Consider the following 16,979-nt stretch of genomic DNA (forward strand, 5'->3'; position numbering starts at 1 on the left):
GGATACTCCATGCCCGGCCACCTTGAGACCCTGCTGGCCTTTGATCACCAGCACCAGCGCGACCAGCGGCAGTCGCCGACCTTCCTGCACCGCCGGGACCGCCGTTACGCCCTGGACCGGGGCGAGGGCCACAAGCCGGATATCCGCCACTGGCTGGGCAAGCTCCAGGCCCTGAACGGGACAACCGCCGCCGGTTTCCCGGAACTCCGGTTCTGGCGGCACTTTACCACCGTCTTTATCACTGCCGGTGCGCTGCTCGGCGTCATCACCATGTCGGGCCTGCTGTTCTATGATGGGGGCCAGCAGATCAATATCACCGTGATCCTCGGCGTCATCCTGCTGCAACTGGTGCTGGCCCTGTTCACCGCCTGCCAGGGGCTGGCCGGCTGGCAACCCTGGGCACCGCTGGCCCACAGTCTGCAACACCGTCTGGAGAAGCGTCAGCCATCATCAGTCCTGCGGCCCCTGTTCAGCCCGATGATGGCACGGACCGCCCAGGCCGCCGGCCTCGCCTTCGGCGTCGCCGGACTGCTGACCCTGCTGGTTTCCGTGGTTGTGCAGGACCTGGCTTTCGGCTGGAGCACCACCCTGGAAACGTCAGCCGAGGGCTGGTATCGCGTTGTCTCCTGGGTGGCGGCCCCCTGGTCCGGCTGGCTGCCGGTGGCCACCCCAAACCTGGATCTGGTGACGGACACCCGCTTTTTCCGGCTGGATGCCGCCGGTACGGACACCGCCAGTATCCGCTGGGGCGCCTGGTGGCCCTTCGTGGCCATGGCCTGGCTGACATGGACCATCCTGCCGCGGCTGCTGTTACTGGTGGTCGCCACCCTGGACCTTCGCCGCAAGGAGCAACGGGCGCTTTGCGACCACCCCGGCTATAAGGCGCTGCTCTGGCGCATGGAAACCCCGGCGGTGGAGACTGGCAGCGACGCCACCGACAGTGGCCAGCTTCCCGTCGATGTCACCTCGGACACCGTCGCCATTCCCGAGACTCCGCTGGTGGTCTGCTGGGCCGGCGCCTCGCCGGCGGACATCCTGACAAAGCCGCCTTCGCAGCCCCTGCGGGCGGGGGGCAACCAGAGTCTTCAGGCGGACCGGGACACCCTGGACGCCATCGCTGAGCGGCGATCTCCGGAGGACCGGCACCTTCTGGTGGTGACCCGGAGCTGGGAGCCCCCCACCGCAGAGCTGGAGGACTTCCTGGAAGATGCCACCAAACAGTTTCCGGATCTCGCCCTGATCCTGCTGCCCGTGGCCAGCGATCCGTCGCAACCACCAGCGCCCCAGCCCCTGGCCCAATGGCTGCGATTTGCAGAGAGGGTCGGCCAGAACACCCGCGTGGCCACCGCCAACACACCGGAGGTGCACCATGCCCCCCAGTGATCAGGCGCCGGTTTTCGCCGTCGTGGGTCACCCCAACCGGGGCAAGTCCAGCGTCGTGGCCACCCTGTCCCAGAACGACCGCATTGCCATCGCCCTGGAACCGGGCACCACCCGGGAGAGCCACACCTACCCCCTGACCGTGGACAACCACACCCTGTATACCCTGGTGGACACCCCCGGGTTCCAGCGCCCGCGGCGGGTGCTGGAATGGCTGGAGGCACACAGCCTGTCCGCCTCCGACCGGCCGGATACGGTGGCGGCATTCGTGCACCAGAACCGGGACAACCCGAAGTTCCGGGACGAGTGTGAGTTGCTGACGCCCATCATCGAGGGCGCCGGCATCATCTACGTGGTGGACGGCTCAGTGCCCTATACAGCCGAGCAGGAGGCGGAAATGACCATCCTGCGCTGGACCGGACAACCCAGCCTGGCCCTGATCAACCGTATCGGCGCCGACGACCACACCGAAAGCTGGCACAAGGCCCTGGGGCAGTTCTTCCAGGTTGTGCGCAGTTTCGACGCCGTTCGCGCCCCGTTCGAGAAACATCTAAGCCTTCTGAAAGCCTTTGGCCAACTCCGCCCGGACTGGGAGCAACCCCTGGATCAGGCCACCCACTATCTGACGCGCCAGCGGGAAGACCGGCAATGGCAGTCCGCCCGGCTGATTGCCGGCGCACTCGCCGACATGATGCGCCACCAGGAGTCCCGTACCTTGCCCCGAAACCTGCCGACACCCGGCAGCAACAGTCGCGAGGCCCTGGAAACCCGACTCAGGGAGCGCTGGTACCAGAATCAGCGGGAACGGGAAGAGCGCCTGCGACGGGATATCGAGACTCTGTACCAGCACCACCAGATCGCCCGTCAGGAAGCCGAACTGAGCTGGCACCAGGACCATGACCTGTTCAGCGAAAGCACCCGCCAGGCCTGGGCCGTCAGCAAACGCTACCTGGCCACCGCCGGCTTCGGCGCCGGCGCGGTCGGTGGTGCCGGTATCGACGCCCTGACCCTGGGCCATTCCCTGGGCGCCGGCGCCCTGATCGGTGGCCTGATCGGCGCCGCCGGCAGCTACTTCTACGGCGACCGGCTGGCGGTGCAGGCGTTACGGCTGGGGCCACTGAAGGGTAGTGGCGAACTACAGACCGCCACCTTCGGCCCGGTACAGGACCTGCAATTCGGCTATATTGTTCTGGGAAGGGCGGTGGATCACTGGTGGCACATCAGTGAAAGGAACCATGCCGGTCGTGACCCGCTGGAGCTGCCACCCTCCGACAGCCACTGGCTGGAACAACTGGACAGCCCCCAGCGCAAGGCGATCCAGCAAGCCCTCGGCAAGCTGCGCAAGGGCCGGCAACTGGCCCCTGACGAACAGCAACCCCTGGAGGCCGCCATCCATTCCGCCCTGGTGGGTTACCGGAAATGGCGGGCCGATAACGGTGCCAGCAGGGATTCGATAGCCTCTGGGGAGGCGGGCCGGCCTCGTTAAGGGGCGGCCAAACAGTTATAATGCAAGGCTTGTCACATTCAGTAGCCTCTGAACGATACCGGGATGATCCCTGGCTTTCAGAACGGCTTTACCCAACCAGAACGAGGTACGCCCATGAAAATCGTACGAGTGCAGGACATCATCGGTACCGAACGTGAAGTCAGCGACAAGCAGTGGACCAGCCGCCGTCTGCTGCTGAAAAAGGACGGCATGGGTTTCTCGTTTCACGAGACCATTATCAAGGCCGGCTCAGAGCACACCTTCTGGTACAAGCACCACCTGGAAGCCGTCTACTGCGTAGCCGGCAACGGGCGCATCAAGGACCTGGCCACGGGCGAGGTTCACGAGATCACCGACGGCACCCTGTATTCCCTCGACAACCACGACCGCCACACCCTGTATGGTGGCACCGAGGACATGCGCCTGATCTGTGCCTTCAACCCGCCGGTGACCGGCCGTGAAATCCACGACGAAGACGGTGCCTACCTGCCGGACACCAGCGACAACTGATCGTTGATGGCGGTCGAACGCACCGCAACCACACCGCCACCGCCAGCAACGCTGCTGCCGGTGGCGGTGTTGCTTTGGCTGGCCGGTGTCTACCTGCGCATCCCCATCCTGGTGGCGCCGCCGCTGGCACCGTTCATCAGCGATGACCTGGGCCTCAACCAGGCCCTGACCGGCGCCCTCACCACCCTGCCCATCCTGATGCTGGCCATTGGCGCCATGCCCGGCTCCCTGGCGATTTCCCGCCTTGGTCCCCGCAACACCCTGGCACTGGCCATCACCATCATGGCCCTGGGCTCCGCCGCCCGGGGGCTAGTTCCTGACGCCATCACCCTGATGGTCGCCAGCATCGTCATGGGCCTCGGCATCGCCATGATGCAACCTGCACTGCCGGCCCTGTTACCGAGATGGCTGGAGCCCCACCACATTGCCATCGGCTCCGCCATCTACATGAACGGCATGCTGATGGGCGAGTTCATCGGTGCCGGCGTCACCCTGCCGGTGCTCATGCCGCTGCTGGACAATAGCTGGCAGGACACCCTGCTGGCCTGGTCGCTGCCGGCGCTGCTGGTGGCCGCCGCCCTGTTCATCCCCAGGCGGGACCTCAGCCGCCCCACCAAACGGGCAGCCTGGCTTCCGGACTGGCGCAATCCCCTGACCCTCAAACTGGGCCTGCTGCTGGGCCTGTCCTCCTCCATGTTCTTTGGCCTCAACGCCTACATGGGCAACCTGCTGGAGCAGCAGGGCCACTTCGGAAAACTCTCCGAAGCCCTGTTCTGCTACAACATCGCCCAGGTCTTCGCCTCCCTGATGATGCTGAAAATGGCCCGCCAGTGGGTCGGCCGCCGCGACCTGATCGTCTGGATGGCCGCCCTGAGCATCCTCGGCACCGCCGGCACCATCGTTACCGAAGGCTGGTGGTCCATCGCCTTCGCCACCTTCATGAGCTTCGTCGCCGGCATACTGCTGATCCTGCTGATCGCCCTGCCACCACTGGTGGTCCGCTCCGAAGACACCGGTCGCCTCTCCGCCGGTACCTTCCTGGTGGGCTACACGGTGGCGTTCTCGGTACCCATGCTGGGCGGCGTCCTGGCAGACTGGACCGGCGATATCCGCCACGCCCTGATGATCATGGTCGGCTACAGCGTGCTGGTGCTGCCACTGGCATTCACCCTCGACCTGACAAACAAAAAGGGCCAGCCCGAAGGCTGACCCCGAAGAGGCCCCACACTCACAGCCTGAGGGCCGTGGAGCGGGGGGTGGGTTCTGCAGGGAACCCTTGTCTGAGCGAAGCGAGTTTTGGGTTTCCGGAAGAACCCGCCCCCCGCTTCGCGGCCCGCCCCCAATCTCAGAGGTAGAAGTCTCTCAACGGAGGAAACCCGTTAAATTCAATAGCGCTGTAAGTGGTCGTATAGGCCCCGGTAGACAGCCAGTACATCCGATCCCCGATCGCCAGATTCAGAGGCAACGGATACTTGTGGTGCTCATACATGATATCGGCACTGTCACAGGTCGGCCCGGCAATCACACAGTCCTCGCCCTCGCCGGACTTCTCCGTCCAGATCGGAAACTTGATCGCCTCATCCAGCGTCTCGATCAGACCACTGAACTTGCCCACATCCGTATACACCCATCGGTGCAGGGCCGTTCGGGACTTGCGGGAGATCAGCACCACCTCGCTCACCAGCACACCGGCATTGGAAATCAGTGAACGGCCCGGCTCGATGATAATCTCCGGCAGGTCGTCACCGAAATCCTCCCTCAGGAAACGATGGATCTCTTCCGCGTACACCCCCAGCTCATTGGTGCGAGTGATGTAGTTGGCCGGGAAACCACCGCCCATGTTGATCATCTTCAGCTCGATGCCGTCCTCTTCCTTCAGACGCTCGAAGATGACCTTCACCTTGTTCAGGGCCGCATCCCAGGCGCCGATCTCACGCTGCTGGGAACCCACGTGGAATGATACGCCATAGGGCACCAGCCCCAGGTCACGGGCCAGGATCAGCAGGTCCATGGCCATGTCGGTCTGACAGCCGAACTTGCGGGACAGGGGCCAGTCCGCGGTCAGCGTACCCTCGGTCAGGATCCGAACATACACCTTCGAGCCCGGGGCCGCCTTGGCAATATTGCGCAGGTCCGCCTCGGAATCCGTGGCGAACAGGCGCACACCGCGCTCGTAGAAGGTGCGGATGTCCTTCGCCTTCTTGATGGTGTTGCCATAGCTGACCCGGTCACCGGTCACACCCAGGGCCATCACCTTGTCCAGCTCATACACCGAGGCAATATCAAAACTGGCGCCCTTGTCCCGCAGCATGGTCAGGATCTGCGGAGCCGGGTTGGCCTTCACCGCGTAGTAGACCTTGGCGTACGGAAAGCCTTCCACCAGCTCGTTGTACTGGCGGTCGATCACCTTGGTGTCGATCACCACGAACGGGGTTTCCTGCGTGTCCGCAAAGTCCTTGATGCGCTTGAACGTCTCGGCGTCGTAGTAGTCGGCAATGTTGGCGTTGGTGACATCGGTCATGGGTGGTGTGTCCCTCCACAGGGTAATCGCCCATAAAAAAGGGCACCACAGCAACGCTGCAGTACCCGTCATATGGCGCGATCATCAGGCTTTTTTCATGGGCCGGATATGAGCAGAAATACCCATGGGGCAAGACCTTATGAAACCACTGGAATAGATTTGTAATGTATTGAAACAGGAAGGGGTTGGGGGCTATTCAATACGCCGCCCAGACTGTTAATGTGGTCACAAATTGAACAGCCGGAGTATAACGATGTCTGAAGTCGCTTCCATGGCAGCCGCCAGCACCCAGATGAGCCAGCAACGGGTGAGTGAACAGGCGCAGATCCAGGTCATGAAACAGGCCATGGACATGCAGGAACAGGGCGCCATGCAATTGCTGGAAGGCGTCACCGATACCGCCGTACCCACTGCCGGCGCTAATCCGTCGGATCGCGTCGGGGCCAATGTTGACGTGAAGGCCTGAGGGCCGGAACCTTCAGACCGCCACCGGCCAGAGTGGGGCCGGGCCGTCCGGATCTTCCGGCGCCGTCCGGGTCCGCAGATAGCCCAGGATGGCATCCTTCAACGCCGTTCCCTGGGCCAGCCCCTGGTTGCCAAACAGCCGGTTGAATTCCAGCACGTAGGGGTAGCCTTCCACCAGGGCGATGTCGAAACCGGCATGGTCCACGCCCAGCGTCCGTGCCAGGCTCAGGGCAAGGTCCGTCGCCACTGCCGGCACCGCCGACGCATCGATTTTTCCGCCCCGTGCCACGTTGTTATAGAAGCCCTGATCCGACTGCCTCCGCCAGTAGGCGGTCAGCACCTGGTCACCCACCACGACCACACGGACATCCCGGTCGATGGGCAGGTATTCCTGCACGTACAGCACCGGCGTCCGCTTGCAGTACCGTAACCAGTCCTGACGGGATTCGATCAGCCAGACGCCCTCACCCATGGAGGCCTTGGGCAACTTGGCGACGAAAGGCGAGGGCATGGTCGCCCAGACCCGCTCCCGCTCTTCCGGCCCGTTGGCTTCGATCAGTGTCCAGGGAGTATGTTCCGGGGCCACGGTCTGGAAGGCCCGGGTCATCTCGACCTTGTCGTGGCCGATGCGGTAGCTGGCTTCACTGGGGAAAACCCGGCACTTCAGGCCATGGACCAGGGCATTTAGTTGCCAGTATTCCGGGAACAGTACCCAGTCGGCCTGTTCAAGCTCGGCCTTGTGACGCAGGAAGTGCTCGGGTTTGATGGTGGTGGTATCCGGGAAGCCCAGGGTACGGAAGATATCGAAGGAAACCAGTTGCATTGGGGTGTTTGCTCAAGGGAGACGCTGTGCATTTTATGGGCAATTCGGTGTTTGGCAAGTGGTTTGTGAGTAAGCCGTGAGCTGGGTTCGTAGATTGGCTGGTTTGGTGGCTGGACTCGAAAACGAGCGAATCTTTACTGATCTTTTGTCTCATGATTGGCATGGAAGCGAGGCGCGGTTTGCCGGCAAACAGGTCTAGTGAGCCTTTCAGTTGGATGCAGTGTTTTCATGGAGGCAAGCACGGGGTCAAAAGTGAGGGGGTGCTGGTAGGTCTTTCAGAGCAGGGCCAGGGAAGGCCCGGTAGCATGGTCGGTCCAGGGATGGGCCGTGAATTGCGGCGGCGAGAGACCTACCAGCACCCCCTCGCAGGCACTAACGCTAAAATACCTACTCCCCGGAGGAAAGCCCGGAACGATACCGGGCAGGACTAACCCCTTCCCACCGCCGAAACGCCCGGGCAAAGGCGGCCTCCTCCGAAAACCCAAGGCGCTCACTCACCACGACCACTGTCTGCCCGGCCTGCAACAACTCCGTCGCCAACCGATGCAACTCCCGCTCCCGCAGCACCTTGAACGACAACCCCTCATCCGCCAGTAACCGGTTCAGATGTCGGCCACTGACCGCCAGCTCCGAGGCCACCCGCTCCTTGCCCCAGTTAGGATGCTCCCGCACCAGGCGACTCACCTGCCCACTCAGACTCTGATGACCCACGGATTCCAGGGTATGATCCGCAAGCTGCCGCAGGTGATCCCGCAACGCGCTATTGGCCTGGATCAACGGCAGATCGCCCTGGTCCCGGTGACACTGCAGACAGTTGCAATCAGCGTCAAACACCACCGGCATACCCAGCCGTTCCCGATAGGACACCCCATCACCCCGGGACGGATGAGCCAGCAACAGGATCTCCGGCCGGAAAGCCTCCCCGGTAGCCCAGCCTGCCAGCCGCACCAGCGACGCCATCACTGCGTCCACCCGTTCCGCCACCCGCACCCGATACTCCGGCCGATAGCAGAGGCTGATCCAATCAGCATCCTCCGAGATCGAGAACTCACCACCATCACCCACCACTGGCGCGTACTCCACCAGCGCCTCAAGCCCCTCCCGCAGGGTATCGCAGCTCACCAGCAACATACCGGCACTGTCCAGGTGCCCCACCTGCAACGCCAGGCCGATCTCCAGCCCGGCCAGCGGATCGTCCACCGCCTGGCAATATTCCTCCCAGAGCCGGTCCTGCACCGCCAGTGGCACCCGCTGCCCCGGCACCACCTGTCGGGTAATATCGTCGGACAGCGTGATGCCCCGGCGTTGCGCCGCCTGCAGGATCGCCTGGGCATAGAGGTGGGTAACCGTGGGTGACGTTCCGATCATGGCCTGAATTGTCGTGGTTTCTGTCCTGTCCGGTCAGGAAAACGGACGCATTTACCCATAAGATACGGGATGACAAAAACAAAATCAGGAAATTCCAACATGTATGCAGTGATCGGCGCGGGCCCCATGGGCCTTGCCTGTGCCCGCAATCTCCAGAAGCAGGGCATTCCCTTTACCGGATTCGAACTCCATGGCGACGTAGGCGGTCTGTGGGATATCGACAACCCGCACAGCACCATGTACGAAACCGCGCATCTGATCTCGTCCAAGCGCATGACCGAGTTCGTGGAGTTTCCCATGAAGGACTCGGTGGCCCAGTACCCCAGCCACCACGAGCTACGCACCTACTTCCGGGACTTCGTCGACCATTTCGGCCTGCGTGAACACTATGAGTTCAACACCTGCGTGGTGAATGTGGAGCCCGACGGCGACCAGTGGCAGGTGACCACCGAGCACGACGGCCAGCAACAGACCCGCACCTTCGACGGCGTAATGATCGCCAACGGCACCCTGCATACCCCCAATAGGCCCAGCCTGCCCGGCGAGTTCGACGGCGAACTGATGCATTCCGCAGACTATCGCTCTCCGGATGTCTTCAAGGGCAAACGGGTACTGATCATCGGCTGTGGTAACTCCGGCGCCGACATCGCCGTGGACGCCGTGCACCATGCCCGCTCGGTGGACATGAGCCTGCGTCGCGGCTACTACTTCCTGCCCAAGTTCCTCAACGGCAAGCCCATCGACACCATTGGTGGCAAACTGAAGATGCCCCGGCCCATCAAGCAACGGCTGGACGCCGCGCTGATCCGACTGGTGATGGGCAAGCCGTCGGACTACGGCCTGCCGGACCCGGACTACCGCATGTACGAATCCCATCCGGTGATCAACTCGCTGATCCTGCACCATCTGGGCCACGGGGATATCCACCCCCGGCGCAGCATCGATCGCGTCGAGGGCAGGACCGTCCACTACAGCGACGGCGAAAGCGGCGAGTACGACCTGATCCTGATGGCCACCGGCTACCTGCTGGATTACCCGTTCATCGACCGCAAGCACCTCAACTGGCCGGAACACGAGGACGCGCCCCGGCTGTACCTGAACATGATGCACCCGGACTACGACAACCTGTTCCTCATGGGGATGATCGAGGCCACCGGCCTGGGCTGGGAAGGTCGCAACCAGCAGGCACGACTGGCTGCCCTGTTCATCCGCGAGCAACAGAAGGGTACCCGGGATGCCGAAGACCTTCGGCAACGAAAGAAGGAGCGGGTGGGCGAACGGCTGGATGGGGGCTACAACTACATCAAGCTCGCCCGCATGGCCTACTATGTGAACAAGGACCAGTACCTGGAGACCCTGGCAGGCCATATCGCCAAACTCCAACCCGACCACAGCAAGGGGTAAATCCGTATGACGGTGCAGTTTGACCCCGCCAGCCTGGTCACCCTCAACGTGATCCTGGCCCTGATGATGTTCGGCGTGTCCCTCAACCTGAGCCCCGCCGACTTCAAACGGGTACTGACCATACCCCGGGCCCCCATCGCCGGGTTAATTGCCCAGTTCCTGTTGCTGCCGGCAGCCACCTGTCTGTTCACCTGGGTCTTCCGGGTCGATCCGCAACTGGCCCTGGGCATGATCCTGGTGGCCTCCTGCCCCGGGGGCAGTTTTTCCAATATCATGACCTGGCTGGGCAAGGGCAGCGTGGCGGTGTCGGTGAGTATGACCGCGGTCTCCAGCCTGGCCGCCACGGTGATGACGCCGCTGAACTTTGCCCTCTACGGCTGGCTCAACCCCCACACCCGCGCCTACCTGCAGGAGATTGCCCTGCAGCCAGAGAACATCCTCATGCTGGTGCTGCTGGTGCTGGCCTTGCCGCTGGTACTGGGCATGGTCACCGGCAGACGCTTCCCGACGCTGGCGGTGCGTAGCGAGAAACCCCTGCGGTTCATTTCGCTGCTAATATTTCTGGCCTTCGTGGCCATCGCTTTCCTCAATAACGTGGATCTGTTCCTGGCCCAGTTCCATACCTTCTTCTGGCTGGTGGTGGGCCACAACCTGCTGGCACTGGCCCTGGGCTACGGCATGGCCCGGCTGATGAAACTGTCGGTGCCGGACCAGCGGGCGGTGACCATGGAGGTGGGAATCCAGAACTCGGGGCTGGGGCTGGTGATCCTGTTTACTTTCTTTCCGGAAGCGGGCGGCATGATGCTGATTACCGCCTTCTGGGGCGTGTGGCACCTGGTGTCAGGCCTCACCCTGTCACAGATCTGGGCCCATCGGCCGCTCCCCGATCCCAAACCCGTACAACCACAAAGCTGACATCATGACCACCGAAAAACGCATCCTGATCACCGGCGCCGCCGGCTACATTGGCCACCAGCTGGGCAACCGGCTGGCGAAGGACTACTTCGTCATGGGTACCGACCTGCACTGGCGGGAAGGCCTGGACTTTCCCCTGGAAGTGCTGGATGTCCGCGATTCGAAACTGGTGCTGACCCTGGCGGAATACCGCATCACCCACGTTATCCACCTGGCGTCGATCCTCCAGGCCTCACCGGACCGGCAGCGGGACTACGACATCGACGTCAACGGCACCCGCAACGTGCTGGAAGCCTGTGTGGCCGCCAAGGTCCGGCACATCACCGTGACCAGTTCCGGGGCCGCCTATGGCTACCACCCGGACAACCCCCCGTGGATCGACGAGGATGACCCACTGCGGGGCAACCCGGAGTTCGCCTACTCGGACCACAAGCGCCAGGTGGAAGAGCTGCTGGCCCGTTACCGCACCGAGCATCCGGAACTGAAACAGCTCATCTTCCGACCCGGCACGGTACTGGGCACGGATACCCGCAACCAGATCACCAGCCTGTTCCTGGCGCCCCGGCTGCTGGCGATCCGCGGCAGTGACTCACCGTTCGTGTTCATCTGGGACCAGGATGTGCTGGATGCCATGGAACAGGGCATCCGCGAAGACCGGACCGGCCGGTACAACATGGCCGGCGACGGTGCCCTGACCATCCGCGAGATTGCCCGCAAACTGGATAAGCCCCTGCTGACCCTGCCGGCGGGCGTCGTCAAGGCGGGCCTGCAGGTGGCAAAATGGCTGGGCAAACCGGTGGGACCGGAGCAGGTCAATTTCCTGCGCTACCGGCCGGTACTCAGCAATCGGCGCCTGAAGGAGGAATTCGGTTACCGGCCCCGGAAGACCTCGGCGGAAACCTTCGACTTCTTCGTCGGGCATGCCCAGCAGCGGGGTGACCTGTGACCGTTACCCTGATTACCGGCGCCGCCAGCGGCCTCGGCTGGGCCATGGCGCAACACTGGTACCGGGCCGGACATTGCCTGGTGCTGGCGGATATCGATGCCGAAGCCCTTCACCAGCGGCGGGCGGAACTGGGCGACGACACCCGGGTGCATATCGTCACCGTCGACGTTACCCGGCGGGACGAGCTCCAGCGCCTGGTGCACGAAACCGAGACCACTTTCGGCCGGCTGGACCTGCTGGTGAACAACGCCGGCATCACCCACCGGTCGCCCGCCACGGACACCAATCCGGAGGTGTTCCGAAAGGTGATGGCGGTGGACTGGCAGGGGCCGGTGGAACTGACACAACTGGCCCTGCCCTTGCTTGAACAGTCCCGGGGCAGCATTATCTGCATCGGTTCCATGGCCGGCTGGATGCCGGTACCGGGGCGGGCCGGCTACTGCGCCGCCAAGGGGGCCCTGGCCCAGTTCTTCGAGGTGCTGCGGCTGGAGCTGGAGCCCCGGGGCGTCCATGTGCTGATGGTGTACCCCAGCTTCCTGGACACCCCCATCGAGCACAACGCCCTGGGGGCGGATGGGAGCAAGGCCAGACATGCCCGCTCCACCATCGGCGGCCTGTCCAGCGCCGATGACATGGCTCGGATGATTGACCAGGCCCTGAACAGGCGCAAGCGCTGGCTACTGCCCGATGGCGTCTCCCGTTTCGGCAGCCTGTTGTGGCGCATCGCGCCGGCCCTCTACCTGCGAGCCATACGCCGTAAGTTTGCCGGCGATATTGCCAGCAGCCACCACCCGACACTCCGGACAAAGGCCCCGTGACATGATCGACCCCTGGCTTTGGCTGGGCTTTGCCATCCTGCTGGCCTACACCATCGAAGCCATCACCGGCTTCGGCTCCATTGTCATCGCCCTGTCCCTGGGGGCCGTGCTGCTGCCCATCCCCGACATGCTGCCGGTACTGGTGCCCCTGAACGTATTCATGAGCGGCTACCTGACCTGGAGGCATCACCACCATATCGACTGGCGGCTACTGGCCACCCTGATCCTGCCGCTGATGCTGGCGGGCACGGTGGCCGGCTACCTGCTGACCCCCTGGCTGGGCGCCGGTATCCTCAAGGCCCTGTTCGGCGCGCTGGTGGTGTGGTTTGCCGGCAAGGAACTGTGGCGACTGTTCGGGGGCCGGGTGGCGGAACCCCACGGCCTGATAACCAGCCGCATAATCACCTTCGGGGCCGGTATCACCCACGGCCTGTTCGCCTCCGGCGGGCCGTTACTGGTCTACGCCCTGGCGGGCATCCGGCTCGACAAGAGCCGGACCCGGGCTACCCTGCTAACCGTCTGGTTCACCCTGAACCTGACCCTCAGCGTGCTCTACCTGTTCGATGGCAGCCTGGTGGCCAGCGCTCACCGGCTGGTGTGGTACCTGCCATTGCTGGTGGTGGGCGTGCTGGTGGGGGAATTCCTGCACCACCGGCTCAACGAGGAGCGCTTCCGGCAGGCAGTGTATGGCGTTCTGCTGATTACCGGCGTGCTACTGATCTTGCGGGCTTAGATGGTCGTTAGCTATCGATCTATTAATAACGATAGCTTATGGGAATAGATAGCATTGGAAAGTCCCATTGGGCAGTCACTGCCCCAATCCGGATACTTATTGGCCAGACGCCTGATAAATTCCGAGGAGGGACCGATGCGTACCGTACAAGATCTGATGTCGAAATGGACCCCTGCACTGCATGAGCGGGACTACCTGAGCCGCGCCGTGGACCAGATCCTGTCCAGCGGCTATACCGGCCTGCCGGTGGTGGATGACGACAATCGCCTGGTGGGATTCCTGTCCGAGCAGGACTGCATCCGCTCACTGGCCAGCAGCACCTACCACTGCGACAACTGGGTACGGATCAGCGACATCATGTCCCGTCACCCGGTCTCCGTCACACCGGATATGTCGGAGCTGGCGCTGGGTGCCCTGTTCACCGAACAGAAACCCAAGGTGTACCCGGTGGTCGACCGTGACAACCGCGTGCTGGGCGTGCTGACCCGCTCCCATGTGATGGCGGCACTGAACGAGCAACTGAAGACCTGCCGGGCGGCTTAGGCCGCCAGGGCCCGGCGTGGCCGAGCGGGTGGAGGTGGCACAGGCAGACCTTCTGGCTGACGGATCACGCCCGGTCGTTTAGCGACACAGGGCCCCATCGCACGTCAGGGTATTGAAATCGTGGACGGCGGAATGCCCCGGGTTGCCCTCCGGCCTGGGCACCCCCTCCGGCACGAAGAAAGTCGCGGAATTGGCCCCGTACAGACCACTGGGATAGGTGAACGCCTCCAGCACCACATAGGCCCGGTGCATCCGGGGGGTAGGGGGCCGTGGTATCCCCTCACCGGCGACCGGGGGGATGTCCGGTTCCGGGCGGCTGGCAATCAGGGCATCCACCCAGGCATCGGCATCGGCGGGCGTGGCTTCGCGCAGGACACCCCTGGTCAGGGCCTGGTCGATACCCGCCTGCCCCGCCAGGGGCGCATCCGGGTCCCGAAACGATTCCGGGGTTTGTGCCGTTGAGGTGATCAGTTCGGCCCCCGCATCAAGAGGCTCCCCCACCAGGATCCGGCCGGTGTCCCTGTCGCCGGGAAACACCAGGTCCACCGGCTGGTTGAAAAGCTTCCGTGACAGGGGGTTCAGCGCAGCATTGCGATCCTTGCCCACATAGAAATATCCGCACGACCCCTGGTTGTCATAACTGCTGTTCAACACCGGAACGTCCGGCTCCAGCCCGGCAATCGCCTGGCGGTGATAGCCGGATACCACCACCGCCACAATCTCCGTGCCCTGGCTCCAGCCCAGGTTCCAGACCGTCGGCTCATAGGCCCCGAGCATCAATGCCACCGGCTGCCCGGGACTGTTGACGGCGACATCGAACCGCGTGGCCTGATGGCCACTCTGGTCGATCTGGAACGGGAGTTCCCGCCCTGTGTAGCCACCGGCGGCGTATACGGCCATGGACTCGGGAAGCTCGAGGTTATGGAAGGCGCAAGGGGGTGGCCTTTCCGCAGGGGCCTGCTCCTGTACCGGAGGCTCAAACTCGAAAGTGGCCTGCTCCCTGGGGGAGTCATCTGCCGCAAACAACAACAGGAGAGAAGTGGCAATCCATGATTTCATGACAACGTCGCCTATGTGTGACGGGGAGCAAACATAATGATGGCCATACCAACCAGCGCCACGGCCGATCCCAACAGGTCATAGGGGGTGGGCCGAATGCCGTCCACCACCCATAGCCACAGGATCGCCATGAAGATATAGACGCCACCGTAGGCCGCATAGACCCGACCTGCAGCGGTGGGGTGCAGGGACAGCAACCAGGCGAACAGCGCCAGGCTCAACGCCGCCGGGATCAGCAACCAGATGGACTTGCCTTCCCGCAGCCACAGGTAGGGCAGATAACAGTCGACAATCTCGGCCAGCGCCGTGACAAGGAACAGGCCGACGGTCTTGAGTTCAGGCAATGCTTGGTACTCCCGATATCATAATGCCCCCACGGGCCAGGGCACGAAATGCACTCTTGTTATCGCGCTGTTTGTCCCTGCACGGCGGAATAGTCACCCTTTCCGATGATGATGTGCAAGCGTGAAAGCGGATTCGACCGTACCACATCAATTCTGTTCAATAACCCAGCCCAGGATTACCGCAGGATACCTCCGTCACCAAAGCGGAGAACCACCCATGAGCCTTTCCCTGATCCTGCCCATGTCGGCGTTTGCCCTGGCTGCATCCATTTCACCGGGTCCGGTCAACCTGGTCTGCCTGAGCAGTGGCACCCGTTACCCCATCGCCCGGGGACTGGTCTTCGTGACCGGGGCTACCCTGGGCTTTATCGTCCTGTTCCTGGCCGTCGGCCTGGGGCTCTACTCGCTGATGACCATGGTGCCGATGCTGGAAGACCTGTTGCGGTGGGCCGGCGTGGCTTTCCTGCTCTACCTGGCCATGCGCCTCGCCCGGGACAGCGGTGACCTGCCGGAGGACGACGCCCGGGCACCCGGCTTTGCCACCGGCGCCCTGATGCAGTGGCTCAACCCCAAGGCCTGGCTGGCCTCTGCCTCCGGCATTGGCGCCTACACCAGTGCCAATGACCTGGACACCATCCTGCTGTTCGCGGTGCTTTACCTGCCCATCTGCTGGCTGTCGCTGGCCACCTGGGTCTACGCCGGCGCCTTTCTCCGTCGCCATGTGCAACGGCCTGCGGTGCTGGTCACCATCAACCGGACACTGGCCGCGTTACTTGCCGCCAGCTGTGTCTACCTGCTGCTTGGCTGACGCCACCCGATACTGCTTCGGGGTGGCCGCCATCAACCGCTTGAAGGTGCGCTGGAAATGGGCCTGGTCGGCAAAGCCCGCGTCCAGGGCAGCCTCAACGATGGGGGCGCCCTCCCTGAGGGCCCGACGACCGAGCTGTATCCGGCGGTTGACCAGGTAGGCATGGGGCGTGAGGCCGAAATGCCGCTTGAACGCACGGACCAGGTGCCCGGCGCTATAGCCCGAGTGGTCACACAGCCTATCCAGTGAGATATCCTCGGCCACATGCTCGTCAAGATAGGCTGCCAGTGATCTGAGGGTTTCCGGAGCCTGTGTCCTGGAGTGGACCGGCTGGCTGGCCAGTTCATGCATCAGGTCCGATAGGAACTCCACCACTTCAGTCTGTTTTTCCAGCAGGTCCCGGCCATCATCCAGCAGGCAATGCGCCATGTGGCAATAACGACGGTACCACCCCGGGTCGGACACAATGGGTGTCTCGATATCCTGCCACTGGGGCGACGGCAGCAGGCCCGCCCGGTAGCGCAGGTCCGTCAGCCAGTCTGTATCCACGTACATCATGAAGTAGGCCCAGGGCTGGTCCTCGATGGGATTGCAGTTGTGCACCCACTCGGGGTTCATCAGCACCAGGTCGCCGGCCGCCACCTGATAACGGTCGCTGCGATAGCAATAGGTGCTCCGGCCGCCGGTTATGGCGCCGATGGACCACTGGGTGTGGCTGTGGGGCGCGTAACAGACCTGGCGGCCGTCCTCGACCTGACGCAGTTCCACATGGGGCATGCGGGGGTCGCGCCAGAAAATGGGGTTGGGTTTCATACGGCTCTCCATGCTCCCGGACAGGATACTGGGTACCAGTATA

General features: G+C 63.3%; 18 protein-coding genes. 12 read left to right on the plus strand and 6 right to left on the minus strand.

The features are described from left to right. Positions 1-9: 9 nt before the first annotated feature. The 4 genes from ACJO3T_RS16180 (at position 10) to ACJO3T_RS16195 (ending at position 4,585) form a co-directional block, all read left to right on the plus strand. Positions 10-1,383 (plus strand): DUF2868 domain-containing protein, encoded by a 1,374-nt coding sequence (locus tag ACJO3T_RS16180; protein ID WP_406979136.1) that lies wholly within the window; start codon positions 10-12, stop codon positions 1,381-1,383. Further along, positions 1,370-2,866, plus strand: coding sequence for a GTPase/DUF3482 domain-containing protein (locus ACJO3T_RS16185; protein WP_406979138.1), 1,497 nt, complete (start codon positions 1,370-1,372; stop codon positions 2,864-2,866). Before ACJO3T_RS16180 ends, ACJO3T_RS16185 begins: the two co-directional genes overlap by 14 nt. Before the next feature lie 114 nt (positions 2,867-2,980). Next, positions 2,981-3,376: an ectoine synthase gene (locus tag ACJO3T_RS16190; protein WP_328185367.1), complete on the plus strand. Its 396-nt coding sequence runs from the start codon at positions 2,981-2,983 to the stop codon at positions 3,374-3,376. Positions 3,377-3,382: 6 nt separating this feature from the next. Next, the gene (locus ACJO3T_RS16195; protein ID WP_406962673.1) at positions 3,383-4,585 is read left to right on the plus strand and encodes an MFS transporter; all 1,203 of its coding nucleotides are present in this window, start codon (positions 3,383-3,385) and stop codon (positions 4,583-4,585) included. Between the two features lie 136 nt (positions 4,586-4,721). On the opposite strand, the gene ACJO3T_RS16200 is transcribed toward ACJO3T_RS16195, so the two are convergent. Beyond that, a complete protein-coding gene (locus ACJO3T_RS16200; RefSeq protein WP_406962671.1) occupies positions 4,722-5,897 on the minus strand; it encodes a type III PLP-dependent enzyme in 1,176 nt (391 codons plus the stop codon). 253 nt (positions 5,898-6,150) lie between these two features. Between ACJO3T_RS16200 and ACJO3T_RS16205 the strand changes: the two genes are divergently transcribed. After that, on the plus strand, positions 6,151-6,363 hold the full coding sequence (locus ACJO3T_RS16205) for a YjfB family protein (protein WP_406962670.1): 213 nt from the start codon (positions 6,151-6,153) through the stop codon (positions 6,361-6,363). Positions 6,364-6,375: 12 nt separating this feature from the next. On the opposite strand, the gene ACJO3T_RS16210 is transcribed toward ACJO3T_RS16205, so the two are convergent. Further along, positions 6,376-7,185, minus strand: coding sequence for an ATP-grasp domain-containing protein (locus tag ACJO3T_RS16210; protein ID WP_406979139.1), 810 nt, complete (start codon positions 7,183-7,185; stop codon positions 6,376-6,378). Positions 7,186-7,572: 387 nt separating this feature from the next. Next, positions 7,573-8,553 carry an AraC family transcriptional regulator gene (locus ACJO3T_RS16215; protein ID WP_406979140.1) on the minus strand — a complete coding sequence of 327 codons (981 nt, stop codon included), beginning with the start codon at positions 8,551-8,553 and terminating at the stop codon, positions 7,573-7,575. A gap of 99 nt (positions 8,554-8,652) precedes the next feature. On the opposite strand from ACJO3T_RS16215, the gene ACJO3T_RS16220 reads away from it, so the two are divergent. From ACJO3T_RS16220 to ACJO3T_RS16245, 6 genes are all read left to right on the plus strand, one after another. Next, positions 8,653-9,957, plus strand: a complete 1,305-nt coding sequence (locus ACJO3T_RS16220; RefSeq protein ID WP_406962666.1) for a flavin-containing monooxygenase — start codon at positions 8,653-8,655, stop codon at positions 9,955-9,957. 6 nt (positions 9,958-9,963) lie between these two features. Continuing rightward, positions 9,964-10,872 (plus strand): bile acid:sodium symporter family protein, encoded by a 909-nt coding sequence (locus tag ACJO3T_RS16225; protein WP_406979141.1) that lies wholly within the window; start codon positions 9,964-9,966, stop codon positions 10,870-10,872. A 4-nt stretch (positions 10,873-10,876) separates the two neighbouring features. Further along, positions 10,877-11,818: an SDR family oxidoreductase gene (locus ACJO3T_RS16230; RefSeq protein WP_406962663.1), complete on the plus strand. Its 942-nt coding sequence runs from the start codon at positions 10,877-10,879 to the stop codon at positions 11,816-11,818. After that, positions 11,815-12,636 (plus strand): SDR family oxidoreductase, encoded by an 822-nt coding sequence (locus ACJO3T_RS16235; RefSeq protein WP_406962661.1) that lies wholly within the window; start codon positions 11,815-11,817, stop codon positions 12,634-12,636. The genes ACJO3T_RS16230 and ACJO3T_RS16235 overlap by 4 nt, the downstream gene beginning before the upstream one ends. 1 nt (position 12,637) lies before the next feature. Continuing rightward, positions 12,638-13,369 (plus strand): sulfite exporter TauE/SafE family protein, encoded by a 732-nt coding sequence (locus tag ACJO3T_RS16240; RefSeq protein WP_406979142.1) that lies wholly within the window; start codon positions 12,638-12,640, stop codon positions 13,367-13,369. Positions 13,370-13,504: 135 nt separating this feature from the next. Beyond that, complete coding sequence (locus ACJO3T_RS16245) at positions 13,505-13,912, plus strand: CBS domain-containing protein (RefSeq protein ID WP_406979143.1); 408 nt, start codon at positions 13,505-13,507, stop codon at positions 13,910-13,912. A gap of 78 nt (positions 13,913-13,990) precedes the next feature. On the opposite strand, the gene ACJO3T_RS16250 is transcribed toward ACJO3T_RS16245, so the two are convergent. Together ACJO3T_RS16250 and ACJO3T_RS16255 are read right to left on the minus strand one after the other, a co-directional pair. Further along, positions 13,991-14,971: a hypothetical protein gene (locus ACJO3T_RS16250; protein WP_406979144.1), complete on the minus strand. Its 981-nt coding sequence runs from the start codon at positions 14,969-14,971 to the stop codon at positions 13,991-13,993. 11 nt (positions 14,972-14,982) lie between these two features. Next, positions 14,983-15,315, minus strand: coding sequence for a YnfA family protein (locus tag ACJO3T_RS16255; protein ID WP_406979145.1), 333 nt, complete (start codon positions 15,313-15,315; stop codon positions 14,983-14,985). Positions 15,316-15,532: 217 nt separating this feature from the next. On the opposite strand from ACJO3T_RS16255, the gene ACJO3T_RS16260 reads away from it, so the two are divergent. After that, complete coding sequence (locus ACJO3T_RS16260; protein WP_406979147.1) at positions 15,533-16,123, plus strand: LysE family translocator; 591 nt, start codon at positions 15,533-15,535, stop codon at positions 16,121-16,123. Here ACJO3T_RS16260 and ACJO3T_RS16265 read toward each other — a convergent pair. Next, entirely contained in the window at positions 16,085-16,936 is an 852-nt protein-coding gene (locus ACJO3T_RS16265; RefSeq protein WP_406979148.1) for a helix-turn-helix domain-containing protein, read from the minus strand. The two genes, ACJO3T_RS16260 and ACJO3T_RS16265, sit on opposite strands and share 39 nt — an antisense overlap. Positions 16,937-16,979: the final 43 nt, after the last annotated feature.

This window comes from Marinobacter shunpengi (genome assembly GCF_045449715.1).
Lineage (GTDB): Bacteria > Pseudomonadota > Gammaproteobacteria > Pseudomonadales > Oleiphilaceae > Marinobacter.

What these genes read in the sequence shown, in the direction of transcription:
- ACJO3T_RS16215 (WP_406979140.1), bottom strand. Translation starts at nt 8,553, where the DNA reads ATGATCGGAACGTCACCCACGGTTACCCACCTCTATGCCCAGGCGATC.
- ACJO3T_RS16205 (WP_406962670.1), top strand. Translation starts at nt 6,151, where the DNA reads ATGTCTGAAGTCGCTTCCATGGCAGCCGCCAGCACCCAGATGAGCCAG.
- ACJO3T_RS16195 (WP_406962673.1), top strand. Translation starts at nt 3,383, where the DNA reads ATGGCGGTCGAACGCACCGCAACCACACCGCCACCGCCAGCAACGCTG.
- ACJO3T_RS16240 (WP_406979142.1), top strand. Translation starts at nt 12,638, where the DNA reads ATGATCGACCCCTGGCTTTGGCTGGGCTTTGCCATCCTGCTGGCCTAC.
- ACJO3T_RS16190 (WP_328185367.1), top strand. Translation starts at nt 2,981, where the DNA reads ATGAAAATCGTACGAGTGCAGGACATCATCGGTACCGAACGTGAAGTC.
- ACJO3T_RS16250 (WP_406979144.1), bottom strand. Translation starts at nt 14,971, where the DNA reads ATGAAATCATGGATTGCCACTTCTCTCCTGTTGTTGTTTGCGGCAGAT.
- ACJO3T_RS16220 (WP_406962666.1), top strand. Translation starts at nt 8,653, where the DNA reads ATGTATGCAGTGATCGGCGCGGGCCCCATGGGCCTTGCCTGTGCCCGC.
- ACJO3T_RS16200 (WP_406962671.1), bottom strand. Translation starts at nt 5,897, where the DNA reads ATGACCGATGTCACCAACGCCAACATTGCCGACTACTACGACGCCGAG.
- ACJO3T_RS16265 (WP_406979148.1), bottom strand. Translation starts at nt 16,936, where the DNA reads ATGAAACCCAACCCCATTTTCTGGCGCGACCCCCGCATGCCCCATGTG.
- ACJO3T_RS16225 (WP_406979141.1), top strand. Translation starts at nt 9,964, where the DNA reads ATGACGGTGCAGTTTGACCCCGCCAGCCTGGTCACCCTCAACGTGATC.
- ACJO3T_RS16230 (WP_406962663.1), top strand. Translation starts at nt 10,877, where the DNA reads ATGACCACCGAAAAACGCATCCTGATCACCGGCGCCGCCGGCTACATT.
- ACJO3T_RS16210 (WP_406979139.1), bottom strand. Translation starts at nt 7,185, where the DNA reads ATGCAACTGGTTTCCTTCGATATCTTCCGTACCCTGGGCTTCCCGGAT.
- ACJO3T_RS16185 (WP_406979138.1), top strand. Translation starts at nt 1,370, where the DNA reads ATGCCCCCCAGTGATCAGGCGCCGGTTTTCGCCGTCGTGGGTCACCCC.
- ACJO3T_RS16180 (WP_406979136.1), top strand. Translation starts at nt 10, where the DNA reads ATGCCCGGCCACCTTGAGACCCTGCTGGCCTTTGATCACCAGCACCAG.
- ACJO3T_RS16245 (WP_406979143.1), top strand. Translation starts at nt 13,505, where the DNA reads ATGCGTACCGTACAAGATCTGATGTCGAAATGGACCCCTGCACTGCAT.
- ACJO3T_RS16260 (WP_406979147.1), top strand. Translation starts at nt 15,533, where the DNA reads ATGAGCCTTTCCCTGATCCTGCCCATGTCGGCGTTTGCCCTGGCTGCA.